Source organism: Shewanella sp. SACH, from assembly GCF_001887095.2.
Taxonomy (GTDB): domain Bacteria; phylum Pseudomonadota; class Gammaproteobacteria; order Enterobacterales; family Shewanellaceae; genus Shewanella; species Shewanella baltica.
This window is the reverse complement of sequence record NZ_MPDG02000001.1, coordinates 1,696,250-1,709,481: the sequence shown is the minus strand read 5'-3', so window position 1 is coordinate 1,709,481 and position 13,232 is coordinate 1,696,250. Positions and strand designations below refer to the sequence as shown.

Genomic DNA, 13,232 nt, shown 5'->3' with positions numbered 1-13,232 from the left:
GCCTCACTTAGGCTGATGTTGAAAGTACACTAAAGTCCACATATAGGCGCTTGGTATTCATCAAGCGCCTTATTTTTCGCCATTCGAACCTCGTTTTAGCCCTTGCCCTTGAAAAGCAAATTTGGAGCCCCATTTAAGTAAACACTAAGCGTTACTTTTACCAAATTGCGTAACAAATAAAGGAAAATTTCATGTCACAACAAGAAACTCATGGTTTTCAAACAGAAGTCAAACAGCTGTTGCATTTGATGATCCATTCTTTGTATTCCAACAAAGAAATTTTCTTGCGTGAACTGGTCTCCAACGCTGCGGATGCAGCGGACAAGCTGCGTTATCTGGCGTTGACCAATGACGCTCTGTATGAAGGCGACGGTGAACTGCGAGTCCGTATCAGTGCTGATAAAGAAAAAGGCACTGTGACCATCGAAGACAACGGCGTGGGTATGACCCGCGACGGCGTGATTGAGCATTTAGGCACAATTGCTAAGTCGGGCACCGCTGATTTCTTTAAGAATCTATCGGGCGAATCCTCAAAGGATTCACAGTTAATCGGCCAGTTCGGTGTCGGTTTCTATTCAGCCTTTATCGTGGCCAAGAAAGTCACGGTTCGCACTCGCGCTGCCGGTCATAAGGCCGATGAAGCCGTATTGTGGGAATCAGAAGGCGAGGGTAACTTCACCGTTGATACCATCACTAAGGCGAGCCGTGGTACTGAAATCACCCTGCACCTGCGTGATGAAGAAAAAGAATTTGCCGATGATTGGCGCCTGCGCTCGATCATCACTAAATACTCAGATCATATTTCTGTGCCGGTCGAAATGTGGCAAGAGGGTACGCCAGAAAGTGATGGTGCTGATGGCGAAAAAATTCCTGCGACCGAAGGTCAATGGAAAGTCATGAACAAAGCGACTGCTTTGTGGATGCGCAGCAAAGCTGACATCAGTGACGAAGAGTATCAAGAGTTTTACAAACACATTTCCCACGATTATACCGACGCACTACTGTGGAGTCATAATCGGGTAGAAGGTAAGCAAGAATACACTAACTTATTGTATATTCCTGCCAAAGCGCCTTGGGATATGTGGAACCGCGACCGTAAGCACGGCTTGAAACTGTTTGTGCAACGTGTGTTCATCATGGATGACGCTGAGCAATTTATGCCATCTTATCTGCGCTTCGTGCAGGGCTTAATTGACTCAAACGATTTGCCGCTGAACGTATCCCGCGAAATTCTGCAGGATAACCATGTGACCAAAGCGATGCGTACTGGTATCACCAAACGTGTGCTTGGCATGCTGGAAAAACTGGCGAAAGACGATGCGGAAAAATATCAACAGTTCTGGGCTGAATTTGGCCAAGTGTTGAAAGAAGGGCCTGCGGAAGATTTCGCCAACCGTGAACGTATCGCAGGCTTATTACGTTTTGCCTCGACCCATACGGGCAGTGCTGCGCCGACTGTGTCACTCGATGACTACATCAGCCGCATGAAAGAAGGCCAAACTAAGATTTATTATATCGTTGCCGACAGCCATGAAGCCGCCGCTAACAGCCCACATTTAGAGTTGTTACGTAAGAAAGGCATCGAAGTCTTACTGATGTCAGAGCGTATCGACGAGTGGCTAATCAACCACTTAACTGAGTACAAAGAGAAACAACTGCACTCAGTGACCCGTGGTGATTTAGAACTTGGCGAGCTGGAAGATGCCTCTGAAAAAGAAGCGCAAGAAAAGCTTGAGCAAGAATCGGTAGCTTTAGTTGAACGCATTAAAGCGGCATTAGGCTCGACGGTTGCTGATGTGAAAGTCACGTCACGCTTAACCGACACCCCAGCCTGTGTAGTGGCGGGTGAAGGCGAAATGTCGACTCAGATGATCAAGCTGATGCAAGCTGCCGGTCAACCTGTACCAGAAGTGAAGCCAACATTTGAGATCAACCCAGCGCACCCATTAGTGTCGCGCTTAAATGATCTTCAAGATGAAGCCGCCTTCGCGGATTGGTCAAATCTGCTGCTGCAACAGGCGCAATTGTCTGAAAAAGGTAGCCTTGCGGACCCATCGGCCTTTATCAAGCTGATGAACCAAATGTTACTGGCTAACATGAAGTAAATGACTATCGGGGCCCTTCTTTGAACGGCCCCGATATTGTTTCTAGTGCAGGAAGAGTGGTTTGTGCCTAGAGCACTCCACTTCCGTGTTGCATCAATTCAAAAGGTGGTCGACATTCTGACATTGATGCGCCTTGAATTGAAGCACCCTAGGCGCTCTGAAACTCGACTCTTCAGGTTGCTTGGGTATACAAGCTGTAAGACAACGATTTTAAAATAGCGCGTTGAAACTGAGTGCTAACACTTAGTTTTAAAAGCATAAGGCCTCCTATGTTTGAGGCCTTAAACGTTAAGGGAATACTATGGACAATATCCTCAGCCTGACTAAAGACAATATTCAGCAAGTGGTTGATGCCTCGATGCAGCAGATCGTGGTATTAGCATTTTGGGCACAGCCGCAGGAACAAAGTGTGGCTATGCTGCACACCTTAGAGCAAATTGCCGCGCAAAATGCGGGTCGATTCGTGCTCGCTAAAGTTGACTGTGAAGCAGAATTAGAAATTGCCAATTACTTTCGCATTCAAAGTCTACCGACCACGTTAGTATTGGATAAAGGTCAGCCTGTCGATGGTTTTGCTGGCCTGCAAGATGCGGCGCAAGTCACAGCCATGCTGGATAAACATTTACCGCCTATGTGGCAGTTACAGTTAGCACAGGCCAAAGCATTACTCGCCCTTAGTCAAGTGAGCGCAGAGGATCTTGCCACTGCTGCCGTGTTGCTTAAAGACGCGCATGCAGGCTCAAATCAAGCGGGTGAGGTGAGTTTAGTGCTCGCCGATGTGTATCTGATGCAGGGCGAATTAGTGCTAGCGCAAGCCATGCTTGAGAAAGTCGGGCTTGCCGACCAAGATGGTTACTACCAGAGTTTAAAAGCTAAGCTCGCACTTGCTCTAGATGCAGCGGATACCCCTGAAATTCGCGATTTACAGCAAAAGTTTGAGCAAAATCCAACAGATTTAGTGTTATTACTCGAGCTGAGTAAGGCATTGCATGCCGCCCACCGCGATGATGAAGCATTAGATCTGTTATTCGGTGTGCTCAGTAAAGATTTAGGTGCTGAAAATGGCACAGTAAAACAAGTATTTATGGAAGTATTAACGGCACTTGGTCAAGGTAATCCCATAGCTAATCAATACCGCCGTAAACTCTATACTTTGCTTTATTAATCATAAAAATGCCTAAGGAACGGCAGTTTATTTGCGGTTTCTGAGGCTAAAGTCGAAGCTAAAAGCCTTCTCAATGGCGGCCAGATGTGCGAAGATCGCCGCCCTAAGAAGAATATCAATGCGAAAAGAGGACTCTTGAGATGCGCATTATCCTATTGGGCGCCCCAGGTGCCGGTAAAGGTACCCAGGCCCAGTTCATTATGGAACAGTATGGTATCCCACAAATTTCCACTGGTGATATGTTACGTGCCGCGGTAAAAGCCGGCACTCCACTGGGTTTGGAAGCGAAGAAAGTGATGGATGCTGGTCAACTGGTTTCTGATGATCTGATCATCGGTCTGGTTAAAGAGCGTATCGCACAGGAAGACTGTGTTAAAGGTTTCTTGTTAGACGGTTTCCCACGTACTATTCCACAAGCGGATGCGATGGCGGCAAACGGTATTAGCATTGATCACGTGATTGAAATCGATGTGCCAGACGAAGAAATCGTTAAGCGCATGAGTGGTCGCCGTGTTCACCCAGGTTCTGGCCGTGTTTACCATGTGGTTTTCAATCCACCTAAAGTGGAAGGTAAAGACGACGTAACTGGCGAAGATTTAGCTATTCGTCCAGACGACGAAGAAAGCACAGTGCGTAAACGCCTCGCGATTTACCACGAGCAAACTAAGCCGCTGGTTGAATACTACGGTAAAGTGGCTGCAGCTGGTCAAACTCAATACAACAAGTTTGACGGTACTCAATCGGTTGCGGCCGTGAGTGAGCAGCTTGCCAGCGTGTTGAAATAACCGAAATAGCTTAATTTACGAGAACGAGTTCTCATATTAGAAAAAAGCCTGCCGATGCAGGCTTTTTTTATGGGTATCGCAATGTTAGCCTCCAAGTGAACTCCATTAACCATGAGCCTAACGTTGAATCCTTCCCCTGCTTTTGGTGTGTTATTGGTTAACCTCGGCACGCCTGATGAACCTAGCCCTAAGGCTGTAAAACGATTTTTAAGGCAGTTTTTAAGTGATCCCCGTGTCGTCGATTTATCGCCGTGGATTTGGCAACCGCTGCTGAACGGCATTATTCTCAACACCCGTCCGGCTAAAGTCGCCAAACTCTACCAAAGCGTGTGGACGCCGGAAGGCTCGCCCTTGATGGTGATAAGTGCACGCCAAGCACAAAAGCTGGCGGTGGACTTAAGCGCCACGTTTAACCAGACCATTCCTGTTGAACTGGGTATGAGTTACGGCAATCCCTCCATCGATGCGGGATTTGAACGCTTGAAAGACCAAGGGGCAGAGCGCATTATTGTGCTGCCTTTGTATCCCCAATATTCCTGCTCGACGGTGGCAAGTGTGTTCGATGCCGTTGCCAGTTATCTTAAAACCGTGCGTGACATACCTCAGGTTCGCTTTAATAAAGAATATTTCGATCATGATGCTTATATAGCGGCGCTGGCGAATTCAGTGACACGTCACTGGAAAACCCATGGGCAGGCCGACAAGTTACTCTTGTCATTTCACGGTATTCCACTGCGTTATGTGAAAGAGGGCGATCCATACCGTGAGCAGTGTTTTGTCACGGCGAAACTGTTAGCGCAAAAACTTGAGCTGAGCGAGTCGCAATGGCAAGTGTGCTTCCAATCGCGCTTTGGCCGTGAAGAGTGGCTCACGCCCTACGCCGAAAAATTATTGGCCGAGTTACCAGCGCAAGGAATCAAAAGTGTCGATGTGATTTGCCCAGCGTTTGCGACTGACTGCCTCGAAACCTTAGAAGAAATCTCCATTGGCGCTAAGGAAACCTTTTTACATGCAGGTGGCAGCGACTATCGGTTTATCCCTTGTTTGAACGACGATGAGTTACACATTGAATTATTACGGCAATTAATCCAAGAACAAGCGGTATCTTGGGCCCATACCCAAGCCACCTGAAGAGTCGAGTTTCAGAGCGCCTAGGGTGATTCAATTCTAGGCGCATCAATGACAGAATGTCGGTCACCTTTTGAATTGATGCAACACGGAAGTGAAGTGCCCTAGGCGCTCCGTCCCGGGGGCAGATGTTAAACACGAGGTAATGCACTTTATACTGTGTTGACTATTTTTAACTTAGCCCACTAGGTCTGCAAATAGCCGCAATCGCCATGGATGGCGTGAATGCCATTTATGCAGGAGCAATAAATGGCCTTGTCTGAACCATTCCGTTAAATTCCCGCTGAATCCTACATCTTCAGGTTGTTTGGGTATTGGAGCACTGGCTTCGAACTGATTTTGTGATAGAATCTGCGCCCTTCCGGCTAAGGGGTGGTTTTTTTGTCTCGCTAGCCTAGACTCAATATTTTTAGGATGCTGCTTGGCTTGACCGCCTCGGCAGACGCCAATTAGCATGGATGCCAGGAAAAGAGAGCCACTATGAAGTTTCCCGGTCAGCGTAAATCAAAACATTATTTTCCGGTTAAAACCCGAGATCCGCTGCTTGAACAGCTGACTCAACAGCCTCAGCCGTTTGCGACCTATATCAGCGGTATTGATCAAACCTTAGTGGATATCGAAGCGAAAGTGGAGGACGAATTGCTGAGCCGTTATGGCTTACCAAAAGGCAACTCGACCCTGATCAATGATGAACAGGCCCACAGACTCTACACTGAGTTAAAAATTCATGGCTTGATTAGCGATGAATTTGCTGGTGGCACGATTGGCAACACAGTGCACAATTATTCTATTCTGGCCGATGACCGTTCAGTGTTATTCGGGGTGATGAGTCAGAATATCGAAGTGGGCAGTTACGCTTATCGCTATTTATGTAATACCTCTTCTAAAGTCGACCTTAACTTTCTACAGCCTGTAGATGGCCCTATCGGTCGCTGTTTTACCTTGATTTCTGAGTGTGGCGAGCGGACATTTGCGATTAGCAAAGGCTCGATGGATAAACTCACGCCTGAATATATTGATAAAGATGTAATACAGGGCAGCTCTGCCTTAGTGCTGACCGCGTACTTGATGCGCGCCAGCGATGGCGACCGTATTACCGATGCGGCCATGTGCGCTATCGAATACGCCAAAGCCGCCGAGGTGCCCGTAGTATTGACCTTAGGCACGCGTTTTTTGATTGAAGAAGACCCGCAATGGTGGCAAAACTTCATCAAAGAACATGTCACCATTTTGGCGATGAATGAAGATGAAGGTGAAGCCTTAACCGGTTCACGGGATCCTCTGCTCGCCAGTGAAAAAGCTTTGGAATGGTGCGACATGGTATTAACCACAGCGGGTCCAATCGGGCTTTATACTGCGGGTTATACTGAAGATTCTGAAAAGCGCGAAACCGTACATACCCTGTTGCCGGGCGCGATCCCAGAATTTAACCGTTATGAGTTCTCCCGTCCAAAGCTTAAGAATGACTGTGAAACACCGATTAAAGTGTTTGCCCACATTTCACCTTATATGGGCGGTCCAGAGAAAATCGGTAACACCAATGGCGCTGGCGATGGCGCATTATCGGCGTTATTACACGATCTGGCGGCCAATACTTTCCATAAGACGAACGTGCCGGGTTCGAGTAAACATAAGCGCGATGGCCTGTGTTATTCCTCGTTTTCTCAAGTATGTAAGTACGCTAACCGCGTCGCCTATGAAGTATTAGCCCAGCATAGTCCGCGTTTATCCCGTGGTTTACCTGAGCGCGAAGACAGCTTAGAAGAATCCTACTGGGAAAGATAAGCCAGTACCTGTATTGGTATTAAGCTGACTGATTTACGCTAGGGCAATAACGGCAAACCGTTGTTGCCCTTATTTTTATGGCGTTTATCAACAATCAATCGGCCAAGCGCTAATTTTAACTACAGGCAGTTGCGAATAAATGTTAACGTTAGTCGGGTTCAGATAGTCCAAATACAGCGATTATTTAAGGTGGAATTTTCGGTGAAAGCGCAAATCTTAAGAGAAATGAAGGTACTCACGGCCATAGAGCCAGAGTTCGAAGTGCAACGTCGGGTCGCGTTTATTAAAACCAAACTAAAAGAAGCGCGCAGTAAGGCATTGGTATTAGGGATCAGCGGTGGGGTGGATTCTTCTACCGCAGGGCGTTTGTGTCAGTTGGCGGTGGACAGTTTAAACCACGAAAATAGCCAAGGCGGTTACCAGTTTATCGCCGTCCGCTTACCCTATCAGATCCAAAAAGATGAGCATGAGGCGCAATTAGCCTGTCAGTTTATTCAACCTTCTAAATTGGTCACAGTGAATGTGCATCAAGGCGTTGATGGCGTGCACAGCGCTACTGTTGCCGCGTTAGCCGAGGCTGGATTGCCTTTACCCGATGTGGCGAAAGTAGATTTTGTGAAGGGTAACGTTAAAGCCCGTATGCGGATGATAGCCCAGTATGAACTCGCTGGACTCGTGGGCGGGCTTGTGGTTGGGACAGATCACAGCGCCGAAAACATCACAGGCTTTTACACTAAGTGGGGCGATGGCGCCTGCGATTTAGCGCCATTATTTGGTCTTAACAAGCGCCAAGTTCGTCAACTTGCCGCGTATCTTGGTGCGCCAGAGTCTTTAGTGCATAAAGCGCCAACTGCGGATCTAGAAGACAATAAACCGCTACTCGAAGATGAAGTCGCACTGGGGCTAACCTATGCGCAAATCGATGATTTCCTTGAGGGAAAAGACGTCGGTAAGGCAGTTGAAGATAAGTTGATTGGTATTTATAAGGCGACGCAGCATAAGCGTCAACCTATCCCAACTATCTACGACTAACGCTAAACCGTTCTCGAATAAGCACTCGTTGAAACTCTGTTCACGAGTGCTTTTTTATGCCTTTTCTTACCTAGTGACTGAGCTTGCGGCAGCCTTTACTGCTGTTGGCGTCGCTGTAGCTCGGAAACTAGCAGCGATTGTTAATTGAAGCTGGTTATCTTGCTGAGTCATCTCACTGGAGGATGTTGCAAAGGAATGTTGCAGAGGCCTGTGACAGTGGCATCTGGTCGCGACATTTAGCTGCGGCATCTTGTTGTAGGGATTATGGAACGGCTAAGTGTTGGCGTGTCAGGGCGATCAGTTGGTTTGGGTATTGGCGATAATCCAAATAGGGCGTGAGTAAACAATGCTGCCCCTGCGAAGGTAGAAGCGTCATCGCGGTTATGGATTTGTTTTGGGCGGTTAAATGCTGCGCACGGATATCGCTTGCAGACATGGTGAGTCCTAAACACTTTGCAGCCACTTGCCCCGCGATGAGATGGACCTTCGCGTTTGCCATTAACTCAGTGCCGCCTATGCAGATCAGTTCATTTTGCTTGAGTAACACTTGGTCACGATAGCTGCGCCAATCCTCTCCGACCGCGCTGATTTTTGCCATAATAGTGAAGATCTTACGCCAATGATTGCCATTTAACGCTATCAGAGTCGCGACAGCGTCTGGTTGAGTGTAATGCCAGTTGTCAGGTATCAGCGGCGCAGTAGGAAGATAGTAGGCGAAGCTAGCGTGTGGATTACCGATTATCATCGAGAGCGTATAAGTTTCGTTGGAATAAGGCGCTTTCGATCCTAACCCAATTAGGGCTTATGCAGTTAATAAAATGGCGCGGTTTATGGCTGTGGATGTTATTACGGTAAAAAATTTGAAGGATGTTTTTATCTAACCGTATAATTGGCTTGCTCATTTTATCTTATTGTTATGTAGGAACAGCCATGAAGGCCATCATCATAGGTTCGACAAAACACCTATTCTTAGCCGCAGTGTATGCGAGCATTGGCATAGCGCTGGCGTTACTCGCGACCGGGATTTACTTTCTCAATGCGCGTCCAGAATTGTCACTTTGGCATACGGTCGAGCTAGAAAATGAGTTCCATTACAATACTAAACTCGCTAATTTTAATGAGTACTTAGCGCTAGAAGAGCGCCTATTCGCCGAAGTTGAGCGCAAAGTCGTCCAAAAGATTCCCGCCAATGAGTTTTCTCCAGTTAACCGCTATGTCAAAAATAGCTTATCCGATCCTGCACATTGGCCCCAAAATTGGAATCGCAGTTATGAATGGCCCGTAGTCGACGCCGAGTTTGGAGTATTGCTGCTCCATGGCATGTCAGACTCGCCCTATGCCTTATCCAATGTGGCAGCGCATTTTAAAGGTAAAGCCCATGTGCTGGGTTTAAGACTACCAGGACATGGCACGATTCCGAGTGGCTTGACTGAGGTTTATTGGCAAGATCTCGCCGCTGCAGTGAACTTAGCCACAGCGCATATGCGGCAATCTCTGAAGGGTAAACCGCTATTTGTTGTAGGCTTTTCGACCGGTGCCGCCGTAGCGCTTAACCATGAATTAGAACGTATTAGCCAAGATAAAAAACCAGATTATGCTGGGATGATTTTTATCTCTCCCGCCATAGGGTTAGCGCCATTAGCGGCGGCCGCGCGCTGGCAGAGTTGGATAGGCCGGTTGCTGGAACTGGATAAACTGCAGTGGAACAGCATTCAAGTGGAGTACGATCCGTTTAAATACACTTCTTTTGCGGTCAATGCGGGCGATGTGGTGTATCAATTAGCGCTACGTAACCAAGGTTTATTGGCTGGATTAACTTTGCCGCAAAGGGCGCAAGTTCCGTCGATACTCACTTTTCAGTCGGTAGTGGATGCAACCGTTTCAACCTCGGCTGTGGTGAATCATCTTTATCAGACATTGCCTGAAAATGGTCACGAACTCGTGCTGTTCGACATGAACCGACTCGATGTGAATGCTAAAATGGTGTCCAATGATCCGCTGGCGGGCTTGTTGGCGAGCATCAATAGTCCTGCGCTGCATTATCGCGGCACTGTGGTGGAAAATATCAGTCATGAAACCACGCAAGTTCAAGCGCGCAGCTTTGGTTTAGCTGCACAGGGTAAAGTGGTCACAGAAGGCAATGAACAAGTGCGTGCATTAGATCTGTATTGGCCCGCTGGCGTGTATTCCTTGTCCCATGTTGCGCTACCCTTTGGTGTGGATGATGGCCTCTATGGCGCGATCATTGAGCCTGATTTACATCGGATCCAAATCGGTGCGACGGCTTCACGGGGGGAGCGCGGTTTGTATAGTGTGTCGGCATCGGAAATGTTGCGCCAGAAATGGAATCCCTTCTTCCCGTATCTACTTGAGCGCATGGATGAGTATCGACTCGCCCATATGCACTAGGATTTTGTGATTGATTAACCGCTCAGTGTCATAACGCCTGAGCTTTCAATGATGATCACGCCATGTAAATGTGCGCTCAGGATCAAGCAGAGCCGTGCAACTTAGCCCGCTAGCATTCAGTACAATCCTGCGCAATCTAATAGTGATTGAATGCCACTCAGTTAATCTGACCTAAACCTTCTACCTTTGAACGACTGTCTCCTCAGCGGCTTTCTCTTAACCAAGTTCCAGTTAAACAATCAGGCTGCAAACAACCCGATCACGTCCCTGTTCCTTTGCCAGATACAAGTTATTGTCGGCCTGTTTAAGCCAGTACTCTAAGGAGTCGCTATAGGTGGCATTGGCAATCACAGCGCCGATACTCGCCGTGACCTTGAAGCTTCGATGATCCTGCGGATTGATGATCACTGTACCTGCGAGCTGCCGTTTAAACTCATTGAGATGTGCTTCAACTTTCAAGGCATTACACATAGGTAAAATCAGCAAAAATTCCTCGCCGCCGTAGCGGGAGATCAAATCAATATCTCGCTTGAAGAGCGAGGTTAAGAGTTCAGCAACCACTTTTAAACACTCGTCGCCGCCCAAATGGCCATAAGTATCATTGATTTGCTTAAAATGGTCTAAGTCCAATATGGCAAGTGTCATGGCATCTTGACCCCGTTCGCACATCTGTTGGATAAGTGGGAATTGGTGTTCGGTATAGCGGCGATTATAGAGATTCGTCAGCGGATCGCGCTCGGCTAAATCCTTTAATTTCACATTAGCGGCCTCTAAATCTTGGGTGCGCTGTTGTACTTTTTGTTCAAGTTCTTGTTGGTGTTCGAGTAAGGCTTGTTGGTTCGAGGCCAAACTTTCATACAAGCTATAGATTTCTTTAGGGGTGCTTTTATCGAGTAGATCATGCTCAAACTTCTCGTCACTGGCTTTTTCTTGCTTAGCGGGACCGAAATGCTGCGCTAAAAGCGACAGAGGTTCGGTCAGTAACTTACTGATGGCTTTAGTAATAAAAAAGGCACCGACTAAGGAGCAAAACAGCAAAATTACCGTGTTGACATATTGGCGTTCAGCCAGTTTTAAAAGCGGCACAAAAGGTTCTAAAACATAGAGTTGCCAACCATTGTTTAACTTATGCTGGGCATAGATGTACTCAGGAGTATTTGAATCTAGGTTATGCAGGTTCATCAGTTGAAGCCGGGCGCGATAAATCTCACTGCCTTTGCTGAATGACAAGGGGGTGAGCGGTGCTAGTCCTAACCCTTCGGAGGCATAAATCAGATTATTGTTCTCATCTGTCAGCAAAATAGATTGCTGCTCATGGTGCAGGTTTTGTTTATCTATGCTGGAAAAATAGCGTAAATCTAAGCTGCCTTCGACTATCCCTCTGGCTTGATTGGGATCAATTTGACTAAAAATCGGGGCACTAATGGCAACGATCACGTCATTACCAAAACCTCTGCCGATAAACGCGGGTGATACAAAGGTTTTATGGTTATAAAACGCTTGGACAAAATATTCCCTATCCATCACAGAAGGGATTTCTGCTAGGCGATCTAACTCAACTATATTGGCCATTGGACTGGCAGCGAGTAAGTTGCCTTGTTCATTTGCAATCAGCATTGTTTTAAAGCCTTGATTACTATCGTGTATGCTCGACAGTAATGCCTGCCACTCATTGATATCTGCATTCGACAGGCTCAAAAACTTGGCCGTGCTAGCGATGACTTGGGTGTTGTAAGCGAGATAGTTGTCGGTTGCATGGCTTAAATGGGTTGCCGTATCGTCCAGATTGCGATTAATCAACACCTGTTGTTTATCAATGAAAAAGTGATTAAAGGCTAAGGACGAAACTAATAAACTCACAGTAATGATTAAGGTAAACAAGTAACTGAGCTGCGAGCTAAAAGTGCGCCGGTTAAGATTGGTCAGCTTGCCTTTAAAATGCCATAGGCTTGGAATAGCAACCACACAGAGTTCACCAATTGCAGCGTAAATCATGCCATTAACGGCTTGTTTTATCGCAGTAAAAGGAATGTGGCTGGTGGGCATTTTAGCAATGACAGCCACATAAATGGCTAACAGCGGGATCCCCAATAACACCCAATAACTCACACTGGCATAGAGTATTTGAATATCTCGGCGCCTTGCAAAACCAAGCCATAATGCTTCGAGTAAAAACAGTAAATACACATGCGGGCTCGACCACACGATCATGAGTCCCGTTGCGGTAAATAGGGCGGTGATCAATGCATACCAAGGCCCTAAGAGTATTGCCACTATCACAACGGCCACGTTGCCGAGAATCAATTGCACATTAGCGAATAAAGGGATGGGAAAAAGATTCAGGACTAAGCCGAATACACCCAGAATAATGGCCAGTCTGAGATGGGCGGTTTGGAAGGCGGGTAAATGCAAAGAAAAGTCCCTTTGAAAATTTGCTTGTGTTAACTGTCTGTGATTATGGCACAAATAAACCCAATGCCTCTATCCCAGAGCTTCAATTGGAGCCCCCAATATAAAGCCATAACAGAAATGAATTTGTAGAAACTGATTCTGGGAACGGATTAAAGAAACTAGTTATTGGGATGAATTATTGAGACGAATAGTGCCACTGCTTTATCTAGGTAAACATAGGCTGAATTACTGGTCAGTAACAGACTGATGATTAGCAGAGTCAATGTATGAGGCCATTTCCGAACGGTTATCGACGAAAATTGTGTCATTCAGAACATAAACTAAGCAGTCGATCAAAGAGATGTAATGAAGCCCTTGCGCAGTTGCAAGGCAATTGCTACAGTTCTGGCTCACTTAAGATAAACCCCATAA

General features: G+C 46.9%; 9 protein-coding genes. 7 read left to right on the top strand and 2 right to left on the bottom strand.

Annotated features, from left to right (window positions below; translation table 11 throughout):
- The first annotated feature begins 191 nt into the window (after window positions 1–191).
- From htpG to nadE, 6 genes are all read left to right on the top strand, one after another.
- The gene (gene htpG, locus BM607_RS07365) at window positions 192–2,105 is read left to right on the top strand and encodes a molecular chaperone HtpG (protein ID WP_006086212.1); all 1,914 of its coding nucleotides are present in this window, start codon (window positions 192–194) and stop codon (window positions 2,103–2,105) included.
- Window positions 2,106–2,406: 301 nt separating this feature from the next.
- Window positions 2,407–3,270: a tetratricopeptide repeat protein gene (locus BM607_RS07355; protein ID WP_012587439.1), complete on the top strand. Its 864-nt coding sequence runs from the start codon at window positions 2,407–2,409 to the stop codon at window positions 3,268–3,270.
- 140 nt (window positions 3,271–3,410) lie between these two features.
- Window positions 3,411–4,055 carry an adenylate kinase gene (adk, locus tag BM607_RS07350; protein ID WP_006082054.1) on the top strand — a complete coding sequence of 215 codons (645 nt, stop codon included), beginning with the start codon at window positions 3,411–3,413 and terminating at the stop codon, window positions 4,053–4,055.
- A 111-nt stretch (window positions 4,056–4,166) separates the two neighbouring features.
- Complete coding sequence (gene hemH, locus BM607_RS07345) at window positions 4,167–5,186, top strand: ferrochelatase (protein WP_071939336.1); 1,020 nt, start codon at window positions 4,167–4,169, stop codon at window positions 5,184–5,186.
- Between the two features lie 477 nt (window positions 5,187–5,663).
- Entirely contained in the window at window positions 5,664–6,968 is a 1,305-nt protein-coding gene (locus BM607_RS07335; RefSeq protein ID WP_006086215.1) for an inosine/guanosine kinase, read from the top strand.
- 201 nt (window positions 6,969–7,169) lie between these two features.
- Complete coding sequence (nadE, locus tag BM607_RS07330) at window positions 7,170–8,000, top strand: ammonia-dependent NAD(+) synthetase (RefSeq protein ID WP_006086216.1); 831 nt, start codon at window positions 7,170–7,172, stop codon at window positions 7,998–8,000.
- Between the two features lie 262 nt (window positions 8,001–8,262).
- Here nadE and BM607_RS07325 read toward each other — a convergent pair whose 3' ends face one another.
- On the bottom strand, window positions 8,263–8,745 hold the full coding sequence (locus BM607_RS07325) for a hypothetical protein (RefSeq protein WP_071939337.1): 483 nt from the start codon (window positions 8,743–8,745) through the stop codon (window positions 8,263–8,265).
- A 185-nt stretch (window positions 8,746–8,930) separates the two neighbouring features.
- Here BM607_RS07325 and BM607_RS07320 point away from each other — a divergent pair, with 185 nt between their 5' ends.
- Window positions 8,931–10,409 carry an alpha/beta fold hydrolase gene (locus tag BM607_RS07320; protein ID WP_071939338.1) on the top strand — a complete coding sequence of 493 codons (1,479 nt, stop codon included), beginning with the start codon at window positions 8,931–8,933 and terminating at the stop codon, window positions 10,407–10,409.
- A 231-nt stretch (window positions 10,410–10,640) separates the two neighbouring features.
- Here the strand turns inward: BM607_RS07320 and BM607_RS07315 are convergent, their stop codons facing one another.
- Window positions 10,641–12,875: a diguanylate cyclase gene (locus BM607_RS07315; protein WP_071939339.1), complete on the bottom strand. Its 2,235-nt coding sequence runs from the start codon at window positions 12,873–12,875 to the stop codon at window positions 10,641–10,643.
- Window positions 12,876–13,232 lie beyond the last annotated feature (357 nt).

What these genes read in the sequence shown, in the direction of transcription:
- BM607_RS07325 (WP_071939337.1), bottom strand. Translation starts at nt 8,745, where the DNA reads ATGATAATCGGTAATCCACACGCTAGCTTCGCCTACTATCTTCCTACT.
- hemH (WP_071939336.1), top strand. Translation starts at nt 4,167, where the DNA reads ATGAGCCTAACGTTGAATCCTTCCCCTGCTTTTGGTGTGTTATTGGTT.
- htpG (WP_006086212.1), top strand. Translation starts at nt 192, where the DNA reads ATGTCACAACAAGAAACTCATGGTTTTCAAACAGAAGTCAAACAGCTG.
- BM607_RS07335 (WP_006086215.1), top strand. Translation starts at nt 5,664, where the DNA reads ATGAAGTTTCCCGGTCAGCGTAAATCAAAACATTATTTTCCGGTTAAA.
- adk (WP_006082054.1), top strand. Translation starts at nt 3,411, where the DNA reads ATGCGCATTATCCTATTGGGCGCCCCAGGTGCCGGTAAAGGTACCCAG.
- BM607_RS07355 (WP_012587439.1), top strand. Translation starts at nt 2,407, where the DNA reads ATGGACAATATCCTCAGCCTGACTAAAGACAATATTCAGCAAGTGGTT.
- BM607_RS07320 (WP_071939338.1), top strand. Translation starts at nt 8,931, where the DNA reads ATGAAGGCCATCATCATAGGTTCGACAAAACACCTATTCTTAGCCGCA.